15 protein-coding genes and 1 riboswitch are annotated in these 14,132 nt (G+C 49.4%); of the genes, 8 read left to right on the top strand and 7 right to left on the bottom strand.

The window, feature by feature from the left end; genetic code table 11:
- Nucleotides 1-37 precede the first annotated feature (37 nt).
- Both ACUN27_RS03225 and ACUN27_RS03220 read left to right on the top strand, forming a co-directional pair.
- Nucleotides 38-733: a response regulator transcription factor gene (locus tag ACUN27_RS03225; protein ID WP_315952932.1), complete on the top strand. Its 696-nt coding sequence runs from the start codon at nucleotides 38-40 to the stop codon at nucleotides 731-733.
- Nucleotides 730-2,346, top strand: a complete 1,617-nt coding sequence (locus ACUN27_RS03220; protein ID WP_445558365.1) for a HAMP domain-containing sensor histidine kinase — start codon at nucleotides 730-732, stop codon at nucleotides 2,344-2,346. Before ACUN27_RS03225 ends, ACUN27_RS03220 begins: the two co-directional genes overlap by 4 nt.
- 85 nt (nucleotides 2,347-2,431) lie before the next feature.
- Here the strand turns inward: ACUN27_RS03220 and ACUN27_RS03215 are convergent, their stop codons facing one another.
- Nucleotides 2,432-3,361 carry a DMT family transporter gene (locus tag ACUN27_RS03215; protein WP_445560590.1) on the bottom strand — a complete coding sequence of 310 codons (930 nt, stop codon included), beginning with the start codon at nucleotides 3,359-3,361 and terminating at the stop codon, nucleotides 2,432-2,434.
- 163 nt (nucleotides 3,362-3,524) lie between these two features.
- Nucleotides 3,525-3,674, bottom strand: a riboswitch (FMN riboswitch).
- A gap of 168 nt (nucleotides 3,675-3,842) precedes the next feature.
- Here ACUN27_RS03215 and ACUN27_RS03210 point away from each other — a divergent pair.
- On the top strand, nucleotides 3,843-4,019 hold the full coding sequence (locus ACUN27_RS03210) for a YjfB family protein (RefSeq protein ID WP_315952930.1): 177 nt from the start codon (nucleotides 3,843-3,845) through the stop codon (nucleotides 4,017-4,019).
- Between the two features lie 86 nt (nucleotides 4,020-4,105).
- On the opposite strand, the gene ACUN27_RS03205 is transcribed toward ACUN27_RS03210, so the two are convergent.
- Nucleotides 4,106-4,654 (bottom strand): CBO0543 family protein, encoded by a 549-nt coding sequence (locus tag ACUN27_RS03205; protein WP_315952929.1) that lies wholly within the window; start codon nucleotides 4,652-4,654, stop codon nucleotides 4,106-4,108.
- Nucleotides 4,655-4,776: 122 nt separating this feature from the next.
- Nucleotides 4,777-5,682: a DMT family transporter gene (locus tag ACUN27_RS03200; protein WP_315952928.1), complete on the bottom strand. Its 906-nt coding sequence runs from the start codon at nucleotides 5,680-5,682 to the stop codon at nucleotides 4,777-4,779.
- A gap of 116 nt (nucleotides 5,683-5,798) precedes the next feature.
- On the opposite strand from ACUN27_RS03200, the gene ACUN27_RS03195 reads away from it, so the two are divergent.
- Nucleotides 5,799-7,247, top strand: coding sequence for an aminotransferase-like domain-containing protein (locus ACUN27_RS03195; protein ID WP_326061975.1), 1,449 nt, complete (start codon nucleotides 5,799-5,801; stop codon nucleotides 7,245-7,247).
- Nucleotides 7,248-7,921: 674 nt separating this feature from the next.
- Nucleotides 7,922-8,422, top strand: coding sequence for a CBO0543 family protein (locus tag ACUN27_RS03190; protein ID WP_315952926.1), 501 nt, complete (start codon nucleotides 7,922-7,924; stop codon nucleotides 8,420-8,422).
- Nucleotides 8,423-8,476: 54 nt separating this feature from the next.
- Here ACUN27_RS03190 and ACUN27_RS03185 read toward each other — a convergent pair whose 3' ends face one another.
- Entirely contained in the window at nucleotides 8,477-9,214 is a 738-nt protein-coding gene (locus tag ACUN27_RS03185) for a ThuA domain-containing protein (RefSeq protein WP_315952925.1), read from the bottom strand.
- Nucleotides 9,215-9,422: 208 nt separating this feature from the next.
- On the opposite strand from ACUN27_RS03185, the gene ACUN27_RS03180 reads away from it, so the two are divergent.
- Complete coding sequence (locus ACUN27_RS03180; RefSeq protein WP_315952924.1) at nucleotides 9,423-10,358, top strand: helix-turn-helix domain-containing protein; 936 nt, start codon at nucleotides 9,423-9,425, stop codon at nucleotides 10,356-10,358.
- 2 nt (nucleotides 10,359-10,360) lie between these two features.
- Here ACUN27_RS03180 and ACUN27_RS03175 read toward each other — a convergent pair whose 3' ends face one another.
- The 3 genes from ACUN27_RS03175 to ACUN27_RS03165 are packed head-to-tail and all read right to left on the bottom strand — an operon-like array spanning nucleotide 10,361 to nucleotide 12,342.
- Nucleotides 10,361-11,182 carry an SPL family radical SAM protein gene (locus tag ACUN27_RS03175; protein ID WP_326061976.1) on the bottom strand — a complete coding sequence of 274 codons (822 nt, stop codon included), beginning with the start codon at nucleotides 11,180-11,182 and terminating at the stop codon, nucleotides 10,361-10,363.
- 27 nt (nucleotides 11,183-11,209) lie between these two features.
- Nucleotides 11,210-11,773: a methylated-DNA--[protein]-cysteine S-methyltransferase gene (locus tag ACUN27_RS03170; RefSeq protein ID WP_326061977.1), complete on the bottom strand. Its 564-nt coding sequence runs from the start codon at nucleotides 11,771-11,773 to the stop codon at nucleotides 11,210-11,212.
- 23 nt (nucleotides 11,774-11,796) lie between these two features.
- Nucleotides 11,797-12,342, bottom strand: coding sequence for a bifunctional transcriptional activator/DNA repair enzyme AdaA (locus tag ACUN27_RS03165; protein WP_326061978.1), 546 nt, complete (start codon nucleotides 12,340-12,342; stop codon nucleotides 11,797-11,799).
- 154 nt (nucleotides 12,343-12,496) lie between these two features.
- Here ACUN27_RS03165 and ACUN27_RS03160 point away from each other — a divergent pair, with 154 nt between their 5' ends.
- On the top strand, nucleotides 12,497-13,438 hold the full coding sequence (locus ACUN27_RS03160) for a DNA-3-methyladenine glycosylase family protein (protein ID WP_326061979.1): 942 nt from the start codon (nucleotides 12,497-12,499) through the stop codon (nucleotides 13,436-13,438).
- 28 nt (nucleotides 13,439-13,466) lie between these two features.
- A complete protein-coding gene (locus tag ACUN27_RS03155) occupies nucleotides 13,467-14,078 on the top strand; it encodes a DedA family protein (RefSeq protein WP_326061980.1) in 612 nt (203 codons plus the stop codon).
- The last annotated feature ends 54 nt before the right edge of the window (nucleotides 14,079-14,132 follow it).

Raw genomic sequence — 14,132 nt, 5'->3', positions numbered from 1 at the left:
TTTCCCCATCGCTGAGTAGAAAAAAGGAGAAATCTGCATGTATCGCATTCATTTAGTAGAAGACGAAGAGCATCTCAGGGGCGTACTGGCCGCCTATTTGGAGAAAGAGGGGTGGCAAGTGCGTTCGTTCGCTGACGGGACCTCGGCAAGATCCGCTATATCCGAGCGGCCGGACTTGTGGGTCCTCGATATCATGCTCCCCGGCGTAGACGGCTATCAGCTTATGCGCGAGATTAAGGCGGATCAGCCGGCGCAGCCCGTTATTTTCATATCGGCGCGAGATGCGGATATCGATCGAATCGTTGGCCTGGAGATGGGTAGCGATGACTACTTGGCCAAGCCTTTTTTACCTCGCGAGCTTGTCATTCGCACTCGCAAGCTGCTGGAGCGCGTGTACGGCGGACACCCTGCCGGCCTGATGCCTGCACAGCTGGAACGCCGCACGAAGCTGAATGTGGCTCCTTATTTGATCGATGAGCAAGCACGCACAGTAACTGCAGAGGATGGCACCAAACTGGAGCTGACCTCCAAGGAATTTGAGCTGCTGCTATATTTGGTGAGCCATCATGGGCAAGTGCTAGAGCGTGAACAAGTGCTCCAAGCTGTTTGGGGAATCGACTACTTCGGAACAGACCGGGTCGTGGATGATTTGGTACGAAGACTTCGCCGCAAGCTGCCGGAACTGCGTTTAGAAACCGTATATGGATACGGGTACAGGATGGTGAAAGCATGACGCTTCGATTAGGACAATGGCCGCTGGCCATGAAGCTTTGGGGAGCATTCGCGGCTTTGACGCTGCTTATTTTTACGCTGCTTGCCGTTCTGCTGCCTTGGACGTTGAAAGGTTTTTTTACAGAGCAGCTGTACGATATTTTACTGGATACGCAAAGTGGGCTTCGCATGGAAGCTACGACGTTGGCGGCACCGACCCTAACGCTGGCAACCAAGGGTACAACCGAGCAAATGACGGATATCATAACGAATGTAAAAACGTTGACACCTATCAATCAAGCTATCCCTGATGCTGATGCCTCAGAAACGGAAACAATGCCGAAGGCGACTAGCATACAAATGGGCAGCGCTATATCTGCTACCCCATTGGAAGCCTCTATTGCAACGAAGGTGATGTCTCCCTTTACAGCAACCTTGAGCGCTCCGGCAATCCGGCACTTTACGATTAGCGGAACCCAAGAGTCACTGGCCCTTAGCAAATCTTTCACGAGCGGAGAGCCGTTCATGCAAGCCATGGAACAGGATGCTTTTGCCCAAAAACAGCCCGTTGCCAAGTATACGACCATCATTGATAAGAAAAGTATCTTTTACGTGATTCGCAAAGAAGTTGTTCAGGGCCAACCCAACTTTATCGTTTCCTATGCCTGGGGCAATTATCGCAATGACCTAGTCATGACCATGTTCGGCAGACTTATGCTGATGATGGTTGGTCTCATCGTGATTTCATGGCTGCCCTGTCTGATCATCGCGCGGTATTTCACTCGTCCGCTCGTTCTGATGGAGCAGCACGTTGGGCGTATGGCTGAACGAGATTGGCATGACCCGATTGAAACCGGGCGCAAAGATGAAGTAGGACGTCTGGCCAAAGCGATTGAAGCGATGCGGCAGCGTCTCGTGCGCCAGGACCGCGCGCAGCAATTTTTCCTTCAGCATACTTCTCACGAACTGAAGACCCCGGTCATGGTGATCCGCAGCTATGCCCAGTCCATTCTCGACGGCGTTTTCCCGAAAGGGACCTTAGGCGAAAGCTTAGGCGTCATTCTGAAGGAAGGCGAGCGCCTCGAGAAGCGGATTCGCGACCTGCTGCTGCTCAACAAGCTGAACTATGTCACCGCTCGCGAGAAGCCGTTCCGCCCTTTCGAGCTGCACGAGGTCATTGAAGACGTGGTTGAACGGCTGCGCTATCGCCGTCCTGAAATCGAGTGGGAGATGGAGCTCCCTCCCGCTACTCTGCATGGCGATCCCGATCAATGGAAAATCGCCTTGGAGAACATGCTCGACAACCAGCTCCGCTATGCCAAAAGCGGAATCCGGATTCTCCTCACGCCGTCATCCCATGGCGATGGCAAGGAAGCTGCAGCCGGATTCTCGCGGCTGCAGATCAGCAACGATGGTCCGCCGCTCGATCAAGCGATCGCGGACAGCCTCTTTGAGCCCTTCCGTTCTGGCGGGGACGGCCAGTTCGGGCTTGGTCTTGCCATCGTGAAGCAGATCATGGACCATCACGGTATGACGGTGCGGGCCGCGAATGAGCGAGGCGGGGTTGCCTTTTACCTTGAGCCTGGGGAAACAGCGCAAATGGATAGTAAACTCAAGGTCCCGAAGGTTTCGTGAGATGTCGGCGAAAACGTCGAGAGGCAAACAAAAGAGGCTTCCCATGGTCATCATGTGACCGAGGGAGAGCCTCTTTCTTGAGTTTTTATGCCGCCGATTTGCTTTGATTGCGGCTCATGACCCACAAGGTGAGCCAAATAACGATGAAGCCGGCGAGCTGTCCTACGGTTAGCTTTTGCCCGAAGACAAGCCAGTTCACGCAGACGCCAACCGCGGGGAACGCAAGCTCCGCCAACGTGGCGAAAAACGCCTTGGTCGAGGACAGCCCCTTATAATAGAGGAGCATGGAGAGCAAGCCCGGGAAAAACGCCTGGAATAACATGTTAACGGCAATAAGTATCAAGCCGCCGCTAGTTCCGGTTACGTGCCAAGCATCGCCGCTAGCCACAAGTACGACTGTCAGCAATGGGATGGCAAGCAGGAAACGCAGCGAAGTAACAATGGGGAAATCCAGTTTTTTCTGCAGCAAGAACTTGCCCATGACCGTCGATCCGCCCCATAAGCTGGCTGCAAGAATTGAAAATAAGCAGCTTAGGGTACCCAAATCTTTGAGGCCCATCTCTGGCGACGAAAAGCCGAATGTCAGCAAATACGTGCCTAGCAGCGCCACCGCAATATAAGCAAAAAATTTAGAAGGCAGCGTCTCTTTGAGCATCACGCGAGCTAAAATAATAGCAAATAAGGGCTGTAATTTCTGTAAAAGTAAAATCGCGTTCGCATTACCATGCGAGAATGCGGCTGTAAACAAAATCGTTGCTATCGCCGACCCGCCCCAAGAGATGAACAGCAACGCGCCGATGACTCCTAGCGACAGCTTACCAATCAAGGTTTTCCGGTACTTCACGAGTATTGGCAGCGCGTAGCAGGCAAGGAGCAAGTGCTCAATAAATACGATTTGCGCGGAAGAAAAGCTTTTTAACAGCAAGATCCGAAAGAGCGGGTCGAGCCCCCAAAGCGTAGCACCTAGCGCCACATACCAAACTCCGCTAATGCCCCCTGAGCGCGCTGAAACCACATTCGCGTGCTTTGTTCCTAGCTTAAATACATTTTCCAATTCAAAAACCTCCTAAGGAATTTTTGAATTGAACCCTCTGAAAAGAGACAATGCCCCCGCTTCATGATCAGCGGGGGCATTGACAAACAGACCTGTCAAATACCTGAGTTTTTGACAAGCTGTTTTTCACCTTCTCCCATCCGGACTATAACCGTCGGCCCTGGAATCTCACCAAGTCAGTCCCAGCCTAACAGGCCGGGAGTCGCGGGCTTGAGATACATATACACGTATCCTCACCGCCGGTAGGGAATTGCACCCTGCCCCGAAGGTTCAATTATTCAGTTTGTGGTCACTTACAAAACATAAGTGATATTTATTCCTGAATATTAGCACCATAAAATAAAAAAAGCAAGGATTTTTCATCCTTGCTATAAGCTAAGATATTTCCACTCATTTTCCGATATATAACTTGTTAGCCTATCAATCATAAAGGAGGAGACTCATGGACGTTCCTGCGCTTTCCATGTCCGTAGCTCAGGGCAGCTTAGCTCAAGCTGTACAAATACGGGTTCTTAGCATGGCTAAAGATCAATCCACGCAACAAGCTCAGCAAATGGTACAAATGATGCAACAAAGTGTTCAACCAAACTTGGGTGGGAATCTAGATATTAGTGTCTAGTTTTACCCTTTGGAGAAGGAGAATGAAGAATTCTCCTTCTTTTTTGCTATTGATGTTGTATAATCGTGACATCTGCCACGCTGCCATTATTTCATTTTAGCAATCGGAATATGGAAATATAGAATCAAGAAAACCACACCTACTAAACACAGCAACCACGCCCATAACGGCCTCGTAAAATGCAACCGCAGCCCAATGAACATGAAAACCCAAACCGCAATTGACCACCAAAAATTCCAGTTGTTATGATAAGTAAGCATTTTTATTAACAGAAATAGTCCTTCAATGCAGGTAAATACAGCCGACCAAATGGCAATATAGACCACTTGTCTCAGCGGACGCGACTTAAGTGGATATTTGTGTAAGTACACCATTACAATGCACGGTAGATTAGTAAAAGCAATCATAAAATCTGCGATGGTATGGTTAGGCGTTACCGCGGATTTATGAAATTCCCATAGCGAGAAATTATAGCTTAGAAGGCTAATGAGAAAATCCACGCAGATGGCAAAAAGAATAGTTGGATAATAGGTCTTCCAGTTTCTCCAATCCCCTAAAAACCAAGCTGCAATCAAGCATAACAAGGCAATGACTACAGGCAAATATGAACTGATCAACGCTGTTATGTGACCCATCACTTAGCTCCATTCCATCAAACTTGTGCTGCCTCCGTTCAACCCTGTGCTCCTGTGGTTATTATTTCTATAAATGTTGTTTCATATGAAACAGAACGCAATTGACTTACCATTCTTCGCACTCACGCCGTTTTTCGCCGTTGCATCAATGGTTTCAAGCTATCCAGATTCGCACAAATCGTCCCGGCAATAACAGTTACCACGCCTACAGCTGTGACCCAAGTGATGCTCTCACCATAAAACACGACCCCCACCGCCAGGGCAATCAATGGAGAAATGTACAGCCATGTCGCTGGAAAAACCGGATTCGTTTTGGCCACTAACCAATAGAACAGACTATGTCCTACCATAGAGCCAATCACGATTAAATACAGTAGAGAGCCGGCTGCTTTTGGAGAAAATAAGCTGTGAACGTCCACAGGTTCTGTAAAAAATGAAAGAATCAGCAGCAGCAACCCTCCGCATATCATCTGCGCCGCGTTCAGCGCAATCGGCGATGCCTCAGGAAATTGCTGAATGACCTTTTTGGAATATAGAGCTCCCATACAATAGAACAGTTCTCCGACCAGAATCGCCACGCTCCCGATCACCCAAATGATGTTGGCGGATACCGCAAGTTGTGGCAGCAAGAGGATGATAATACCTGCAAAGCCGAGTATGCAGCCAAATACAGAGAGCATTGTCGTCTTCAGACGCAACACGAAGGTTTGGAGCATGAGAATCATAATCGGTCCAGTAGCCGATAAAACGGCCGCAATCCCGGAAGAAACATATTGCTCCGCCCAATACAAAGTTGAGAATGTGCCAAATGTAAGACCGATGCCTGTTAGCAGCATTTCTTTGCGAAATAAAAGAGCTAGGGTCGCTTTTTTCCGCCACAATAACCAACCGAACAAAAGCATCCCTGCAATAAAAAACCTCAAGCCTGCTGAAAAAAATGGCGGCGCTGACGCATCCACCCCGACCTTAATCGCCAGAAATGTCGTGCCAAAAATTAGACAGATAAGCAAATAATTAAAAATAATCATGACTGTTCCCCCTCTTGGTATGTATCATACTAGGTAAGCAACAGATCAGATGTGTAACACTAGAACAGTTTTCTAATGATTGTTGTATCATAGAGTAAACAGAGGGGGAAAATCGGATGAAGACGCCAGGAACATCTGGAAAAGAAGCTAATCTGCTTTTCAGGCAAGCTTATGAGTATATGGTTACCCGCATGGATCGCGGCGAGTGGCAAGCCCATGACAAGCTCCCCTCCATCCGGCGTCTTGCCGAAGAGCTGCAGGTGCATAGGCTGACAGTTTTTCGTGCTTATCAGCTGCTGAAGCAGCATCAGAAAGTTTACGTCAAAGAGAAATCCGGTTATTACGTAAGTCCTTGCAAGACGGAGGAGCAATCCCCGACGGAGCATGCGGAAAGAGGTCATTCATTCACAACGTCCAACCCTTTAAAAAACTCGCTGTCAGAAATCCAGCAAATCCCTGTCACATACCAATTCTCGCAAGCTTTGATCGATCCCAACTTGCTGCCGAATCTTTTTTTGTCCGAACATGTAAAAAAGGTTTTCGACATTTATCCTAAGCTCATGGGTACCTACTCCAACGCACAAGGGGATGAGGAGCTTCGCGAGTATCTCTGCCGTTACATGGTTCGGCATCATAACCTCCAGCTCGCTGCAAGCGATCTTTTGATTACCACAGGCGGTCAGCAGGCCATCGACCTCATCTCACGGATCTATATCCGCCCCATGGATCCGATCTTGGTTGAGCGGCCGACGTATAGTGCAGCGCTTGATATTTTCCGCCAACAGGGGGCGCGGTTTATTCCTGTCGAGATCAACCCGGACGGCTATGATCTGGTGAAACTCGAGAAGCTTATGGAGAAGCATAAACCACGGCTGTTTTATATGAATCCTACCTTTCATAATCCTACCGGGTATACGGTTCCGTCCGCACAGCGCAAGCAGCTCGTTGAACTAGCTGAACGCTATCGCTGTCTGCTGATTGAAGATGACGCTATTCACGAGATGTACATGGACCAACCTCCTCCTCAGCCTATGCTGACCTATGACACGGAAGGTTGGGTCGTGTATCTCCGCAGTTTTAGCAAATATATCGCGCCTGGGCTGCGAATTTGCGCCGTCATGGGAGGCCTGCATGTCATCCAATCGCTCATCACCGCCAAATCATTAGCTGACAACGGCACACCGCTCGTCAATCAGAAAATGTTCCTGCATTATTTCGAATCTCCTCGAATGCAGCAGCATTTGGAGAAACTGCGCATTGCTCTGCAGATCCGAAAAGAAATTGTAGAGCAGGAGCTAATCTCCACCGGATGGCGCTGGGTTAGCCCACAGGGTGGCTTCAACCTATGGATCCAGCTTCCGGACCATATCCCGGTTGAGCAGCTGCTGAAGGAGTGCCTCCGGCAATCGGTCTCCTTCGTACCTGGCGTGATCTGCGATCCGCTCAGGGAGATGAGCTCCTGGATCCGTTTAAGCTATTCCTTCGTGAATGAGGAGCATTTACGGGATGGTGTTAGACGGCTTATCGCTATTGCGGGGCGTTATGCGAGCGATGGCGAATGCTAGTATGAGGTTAGCAGGAGTGGGAATGGGAGCTTGAGCACGAGGAGATGCGGAAGCTTGAGCACAAGGAGGCGCAGGAGCTGGAACATAAGCTGGGCATGAGCATAACAACGTGTCTCAGCTGAGATAACTGGAAAATCTACCGTTACTTCGTGCCTCGCCTGTCTGGGGATTGAAATAGTTGGAAGAACTACCACTATTTCTTCAGCAGCAAGCGAAAACCACCTGATTCAACCGGATTAGCGGTAGTAATTCCAGTTAATAACACAAAAATGATATAATTCGTAAAAATAACAGGAGTATTCGGCGTTACTTACCAATAATCAATCTCCGCTCAGGGTGCTCCATAGCCCTATTCAAAAGTTGCTGTCTTTAGGAAGCGTCCCTCAGCTGAAATAGCGGGAATTTTAGAACTCAGAGGAACTACGAGCCCCTATTTGTTCCAGAAACCGCTATTTGGCACATCTAGAGGAACTATGAGCCTTTATTTCACCAATAATGGCATTAAAGCAGCTTGGTGATGGGAAATAAGACCCTCCAGTTCCTTCAAAATAGGAAAACGGATGGCTACAGCCAAAATAACGCCCTCTAGTTCTGCTTCCCCCAGCACGTGTAAAAATTTACACTCTTGCAGAAACTAACCCTACATCAACGACTCATTACTAGGGGCCTTGTACGTGATTTTAATTACGAATCTACTTTTCGTTATAGCTGCAATTGTTTCACGAGCCTATAAGCAGTGGGATAAATACTACGACGTTATGCTTTTTGTCTCTTTCTGCAATTTGCTTTACAATTTCCTGTGTCGAGAGTACTTGACCTGGTCGTTTCACCCTGATTTGTTGCTGAACCACAAAACGGCCGACCTTGTTAACACTTTCCTGCTGCTCCCAAGTACAACGCTGCTGTATCTCACTTTCTTTCCTGCGGCCAAACGCCGCCAAGTGATTTACTATTTCCTGTGGGTAATCGGTTTTTCGGCGCTTGAATATCTGTGGTATTCTTACGACCGAATCACTTACCATCATGGGTGGAACTTTATATGGTCGATTGCCTTTTACTTCTTCATGTTCGCGGCTATGAGACTGCTTCATACGAATCGAGCGGCCGGGCTGCTTTTTTCTGTTGTAACGGTCACATTCTTGATCATCTATTTTCACATCCCACTCTGGAAATAAAAAAAGGTGCCCTGCGAGTCTGCAAAAAGACCTCGTGGGCACCCCGATTCATATTTAAGCTTTAACCTTCGCTTTAATTTCTTCAAGCGGCTTATGATTGCCGTATTTCGGATACTCACGTGTGGACGGAGCAGCCCACTGAACCGCATTGGAGATTACGCGACGGATTTGCTCATTGTAGTAAGTACGGTAAGTCTCATGACCTGGACGGAAGTAGAAAATTTTCCCGTTTCCACGATTAAACGTACAACCGCTGCGGAATACTTCTCCACCTTCGAACCAGGAAACCATGATTAACTCATCCGGCTGCGGGATATCAAAGTGTTCTCCGTACATTTCCTCAGCTTCAAGATCGATGTACTCCCCAATGCCTTCCACGATTGGATGGCCTGGCGCAACAACCCAAATACGCTCTTTTTCGTCCGCTTCACGCCATTTGAGGTCACAGGATGTGCCCATCAGCTTCTTGAACACTTTGGAGAAGTGTCCGGAGTGAAGCACGATTAGCCCCATACCTTGCCATACACGTTTTTGAACGCGCTCTACGATTTCGTCTTGCACTTGGTCATGCGCTTTATGTCCCCACCAGATAAGAACATCGGTGTTATTCAAAACCTCTTCGGTCAAACCGTGCTCAGCATCGTCTAGAGTCGCATAAGTGACATCTACATTCCCGCTAATACCTTCGCCAATTGCTGTATGAATGCCGTCCGGATAGGCGGCGCGTACAATTTCACTTTCTTTTTCATGACGGTACTCGTTCCAAACCGTTACTTTCAGCTTTTGACTCATCTTCTTATTCCCTCCAAGATAGCGTATTCATTCATAATGTGAGTATAGTCCGTCCCTTCCCGGAATGAAAGGCAAGATTGTGCCTATTTATTATTCAATAGTGTCCTCGGCAAGTAAACAATGTTATACTTTCTCTTGATAAACCTTATTTGTAACGTCGTTTTACATATTCAAAAATGTCCTACCCTATAGCGAGGTATACGAAACCATGGAATCCGCACATAGTGCTTTCTCCGAAATTGTCAATGAAGAAGTTATTTATCAGAATCCACTGCTTTTCCTAAAAATATGGGAGCTAGGCTCCGACTCCGCTCACTTCGGTGTCCCAACGCCTTGGCTTTGGCATTCGCATAAGCAGGTTGAGTTCCTGGTCGTCATGGAAGGCCTCCTGGCTATTCAAACCAAACATGAACTTACGGTGTTATCCGCAGGAGATGTGATCGTGTTGGGCTCCTCCCAGCCCCATCGGACGTACAAATACTCCGCCGGCCCCTTGCGGCAGATCGTTTTCCAAATTGATCTCAAGCAGCATTTTGACCTGAGTACAATGCCTTACCTGCATTGTTTCTCGGAGCTGACGCATCCGCTTGAGCAGTTCAACGAGCTTTTCCGGAGCAATCCGGCCGTGAAGCAAGCCGCTTATGACCTTATTCTTCAGATTTTCGAAGAGTCACAGTCCCGCAAAATTGGTTACGAGCTTGCCATCAGCGCGGCGATCAAGAACCTGCTGCTGCTTATGTTACGCAATGACAACCGTGATCTGTCCGCACTTGCGGAGGATTCAGGCATCGCTCGCTTGCGCCCGGCGCTAGATTATATCGACAATCATCTTGGCGAGCGAATTACGGTTGAAGACGTCTGCTCCTTGCTCAATTTAAGCTATCATTACTTTATTAAGTATTTCAAAAAAGTGATGGGGATATCCTTCGTGGATTACGTGAATTACAAGCGCATTAAAAAAGCCGAGCGTCTCCTGCTAACAGGAGACCTCAGCATGATGGAAGTCAGTTTTGAGGTTGGCATCCTCAATATGGCGCAGTTCTACAAGCTGTTCAAGCGGCATAATCAATGCTCGCCCAAAGAATTCAAACAACGCATGCGCAGTCAAACGGGGGTCGCCCCCCTGCTGGCGCAAGCGGATTAACGTCAGCCAGGCAGGAAACCCTGCTGGCTGACCAACACACGCTCCTGCGGAAAATGCCGCAGGAGCTGTTCGTGCACGCGCTTGTACGCATCCGGACTGTACCAGTCCGAAAGCCCCAGCGCGTCATAGATCGCGCGCACGCCGATGCGTGCCGTGCGCCGGCCCCCACTGCCATCGCCCATGAAGTAATCGTCGATGCACACCCGCTCCACGATGCCCGCGAGCCGCTCGGCGAACTGCTCCGAGCTCGGCAGCACCGGCGCTATCGTGGCCTGCACGGGAATGCCGCGAGCCGCGAGCTCGCGAAGTGCCCCCAGCCGCGCCGGTATCGGCGGCGCGGACGGGGTGAACGCTCGGCGGACATCCTCGCGGTCCGTCTCAACCGTCATGCTGACTCGGACACGGTCGCCGAGCAGCGCTAACAAATCCGCGTCCCGCTTCACCAGCGGGCTGCGGGTCTGAACGAACAAGAAGTCCGGCGGCTGCACGGACATCACCTCCAGGAGCGAGCGGGTGATCCGCTCCTTATACTCGCTCGGCTGGTACGGGTCCGTCGCCGAGGACATGAAGATCGTGACCGGGCCTTTTCGCTTCGCTTTGGCCAGCTCGTTCTCCAGAAGAGCCGCGGCATTGGCCTTCACATCGACCCAGGTGCCCCAAGCCTCCGTGCGGAACAGAGCCACCGGCATCTGTCTCACGTAACAGTAAGAGCACGCAAAAGCGCAGCCCGTATAAGGGTTCAGCGTATGCGAATATCCCTCGAGAAAGCCGCTGGCTTTCGTGAGCAGCGTCTTCGCTGACTTGTGATTCACCTCAGTCTGCATACGTACTCCTCCTCCTTTTTCTGCTGCTTACAACCCGACCTTTTCCAGAACCAACAGTTTCTCTTTATTCACCAATCCACCGCGATATCCGGTTAACGCGCCATCTTTCCCGACCACACGATGGCACGGCACCACGATGAGAACCGGATTAGCGCCAATAGCGGTACCAACAGCTCTTACTGCGCCAGCTTTATCCAGCTTCTGAGCCATCTGTGAATAACTGACCGTTTCACCATGCGGTATTTCTTTTAATGCGCGCCACACGGATTGTTGAAAATCAGTCCCGCGCAGATCCAGCGGCAATGTGAACGTTTTGCGTGAGCCTCGCAGATACTCCTCCAACTGCTGCACATAAGGCTCTAATGCGGCCTTATTCTCCATCCAGCCATAATCAGGGAAACGAAGTTTAGCCCATTTGGTTAATTCGGACCACGCTTCTGCATCAACGATACCTCGCTCCGCATCTCCCGTTTGATATTGCAAATAAATTAACCCGTCTTCTGTTGCCGCGATCAAAAAGTGATTATCCAATAAACGAACTACGCTCCAATATATGGATTTAGCCGCTGTCTTCGCTTCTATTGTTTGCATCCAAGAACCCTCCTCGGTTATGGTTAGATGGTAGTGCCAGATTGACGAAATTCCGATGGCGTGACACCCGTCTTTTTCTGAAATACAGTGGCAAAATGAGCGGCATTCGCAATGCCTACCAGCGTACCGATGACATTCACAGGCTTATCTGTCTCTATTAAAAGCTTCTTAGCTGCTTCAATTCGTTGTTGTTGAAGATAAGTGAGAGGCGTAACGCCCTTCAAGCGTTTGAATGTCCTTTGCAAATGATAAACGCTGGCATAGAATTGCTCGGCTAATACCGAAAGCGTAATCGGCTCGGTATAACTTTCCTTGATATAGTCGGCTATTAAGTCGACCCACTCTTCATCCGGCAGCCGAATGCCATCAGGCCGGCATCTTTTACAAGGGCGGAAATGTTCCGCAACCGCTGTCTGACGATCAGGAAATACCCGGACATTTTCCCGCTTCGGCACCCTCGATTTGCAGGATGGCCTGCAGAAGATACCTGTTGTCGTGACCGCATAATAAAATGTGCCATCGTAACTCGCATCATTTCCAATAATAGCTTGCCAATACCTGTCTTGCATGGCTTCGCTCCTCCCGTGCCTTCCCTCTACTAGCTCAGTATACCCAAACGGGTCCTCTCTTGTAAGGGACGCGAGATGAGAAAGCAAGATTACGAAAGCCGCCTTCAGCGATAATAGAGCTAGTCCAACTAACCGATTATAGGAGAAATGACTTATGCCGTCTTTTGACCCTTCCCTTCTTACGTGGAGCGAGCAGACAAGCTCTTTCACACTGCCACTGCCTGAACCTTTTCAATATGAGCAAAATCTTGGCTATTTGACCCGCTCCACCAATGAATGCTTATTCCATGTGGATAACTCAGATATTTATAAGCTGCTTCTCGTTGGGGATAACCGTGTGCTGATCGCTGTACACAGTGAGGATAACTTACAGCTTCGCATTCGTATTCTATCCAGCGCCGATACCTCTGTAACTCCAGCTCTTCTTGAAAATGTCGCCCGTTATGTGTGGGAGTGGTTTGATCTCAGCACAGACCTTGCTCCGTTCTATGAGCTGGCTGGACACGATCCTCTACTCGGCCAAGTCACTAAGGATTTTTGCGGGCTTCGCCTGCTGGGAATTCCGGATCTGTTCGAAGCGATGAGCTGGGGGATTATGGGACAGCAAATCAACCTTACTTTTGCCTATACACTCAAAAGACGCCTCGTGGAAGCCTTCGGTACCCGGCTGGACTGGCAAGGACGAACGTATTGGGCGTTCCCTGCGCCTGAGCGGATTGCCGGGCTTGCACCGGAAGCCTTGACTGCACTGCAATTCACGGGTAAAAAGGCCGAGTACTTAATCGGCGTTGCCCAGATGATGGCCGAAGGCCGGCTGGCCAAGGAACAGCTGTTGGAGATGAACGATTTTGCGGCTATCGAGAAAGAACTGCTGAGCATTCGTGGCATCGGCCCCTGGACGGCCAATTATGTCCTTATGCGCTGTTTGCGCAACGCCGCCGCTTTCCCGATTGCGGATGTCGGTTTGCATAACGCGCTGAAGCATGTGCTTGGCTTAGACGAGAAGCCGACACTCGCCCAAATTCGCCAGCTTGCTGAAAACTGGAAAGGCTGGGAGGCTTATGCTACCTTTTATCTATGGCGTGTCCTCTATTAGAGCATGAGAATGAAGGAGCGAACTCACAGTGAAATTTCTAGGATTAGTCGAACAACTATTTGCCCAATACGGTTACTTGGTCCTGCTGCTCGGGCTCCCGCTTGACGTCATTGCGCTTCCGATCCCTCCCGGTAATACAACTATGACCTATACAGGGTATTTATCTTATAAAGGGGTGCTGAGATGGGCGCCGGCGATGATCTCCGCCTGGGTCGGTTCGATCATCGGTATGTCGATTACCTATTGGATTGGGTACAAGCTGGGGATGCCGATTATCGAGCGTTTTGGCAAACTGCTGTTCCTGAAGCCCAGCCATTTGGACAAGACACGGAGCTACTACGAAAAGTTTGGCAATAAAGTGCTGCTTTTCAGCTTCTTTTTACCCGGGATCAGGCAGTTTATTTTCTACTTTGTAGGCATCATTCGCATTCCATTCCGGGTTTTTGCAATGTATGCTTTCACAGGTTCTGCCTTATGGGTCGTTGTTTTCTTTGGAATCGGATACCTGTTCGGTGAACAGTGGCAGGCGATATTCATGTGGGTAGAGAAATTTTTGATTTATGCGATAATTGGTGTGTGCGCTGTGCTGGCGGGAATCCTGTTAGTTAAATGGCGAAACCGTTTGAAGACGGGGATTTAAACGTATAAAAAGGTTGCCCCATCGGTCACAGAGATCGATAGAGGCAACCTTTCT

Source organism: Paenibacillus sp. WC2504, from assembly GCF_052682475.1.
The sequence above is the reverse complement of the archived record's forward strand: the minus strand, read 5'-3'. Positions and strand labels throughout refer to the sequence as shown.

What these genes read in the sequence shown, in the direction of transcription:
- ACUN27_RS03210 (WP_315952930.1), top strand. Translation starts at nt 3,843, where the DNA reads ATGGACGTTCCTGCGCTTTCCATGTCCGTAGCTCAGGGCAGCTTAGCT.
- ACUN27_RS03160 (WP_326061979.1), top strand. Translation starts at nt 12,497, where the DNA reads ATGCCGTCTTTTGACCCTTCCCTTCTTACGTGGAGCGAGCAGACAAGC.
- ACUN27_RS03220 (WP_445558365.1), top strand. Translation starts at nt 730, where the DNA reads ATGACGCTTCGATTAGGACAATGGCCGCTGGCCATGAAGCTTTGGGGA.
- ACUN27_RS03200 (WP_315952928.1), bottom strand. Translation starts at nt 5,682, where the DNA reads ATGATTATTTTTAATTATTTGCTTATCTGTCTAATTTTTGGCACGACA.
- ACUN27_RS03170 (WP_326061977.1), bottom strand. Translation starts at nt 11,773, where the DNA reads ATGCAAACAATAGAAGCGAAGACAGCGGCTAAATCCATATATTGGAGC.
- ACUN27_RS03165 (WP_326061978.1), bottom strand. Translation starts at nt 12,342, where the DNA reads ATGCAAGACAGGTATTGGCAAGCTATTATTGGAAATGATGCGAGTTAC.
- ACUN27_RS03195 (WP_326061975.1), top strand. Translation starts at nt 5,799, where the DNA reads ATGAAGACGCCAGGAACATCTGGAAAAGAAGCTAATCTGCTTTTCAGG.
- ACUN27_RS03225 (WP_315952932.1), top strand. Translation starts at nt 38, where the DNA reads ATGTATCGCATTCATTTAGTAGAAGACGAAGAGCATCTCAGGGGCGTA.
- ACUN27_RS03180 (WP_315952924.1), top strand. Translation starts at nt 9,423, where the DNA reads ATGGAATCCGCACATAGTGCTTTCTCCGAAATTGTCAATGAAGAAGTT.
- ACUN27_RS03175 (WP_326061976.1), bottom strand. Translation starts at nt 11,182, where the DNA reads ATGCAGACTGAGGTGAATCACAAGTCAGCGAAGACGCTGCTCACGAAA.
- ACUN27_RS03185 (WP_315952925.1), bottom strand. Translation starts at nt 9,214, where the DNA reads ATGAGTCAAAAGCTGAAAGTAACGGTTTGGAACGAGTACCGTCATGAA.
- ACUN27_RS03205 (WP_315952929.1), bottom strand. Translation starts at nt 4,654, where the DNA reads ATGGGTCACATAACAGCGTTGATCAGTTCATATTTGCCTGTAGTCATT.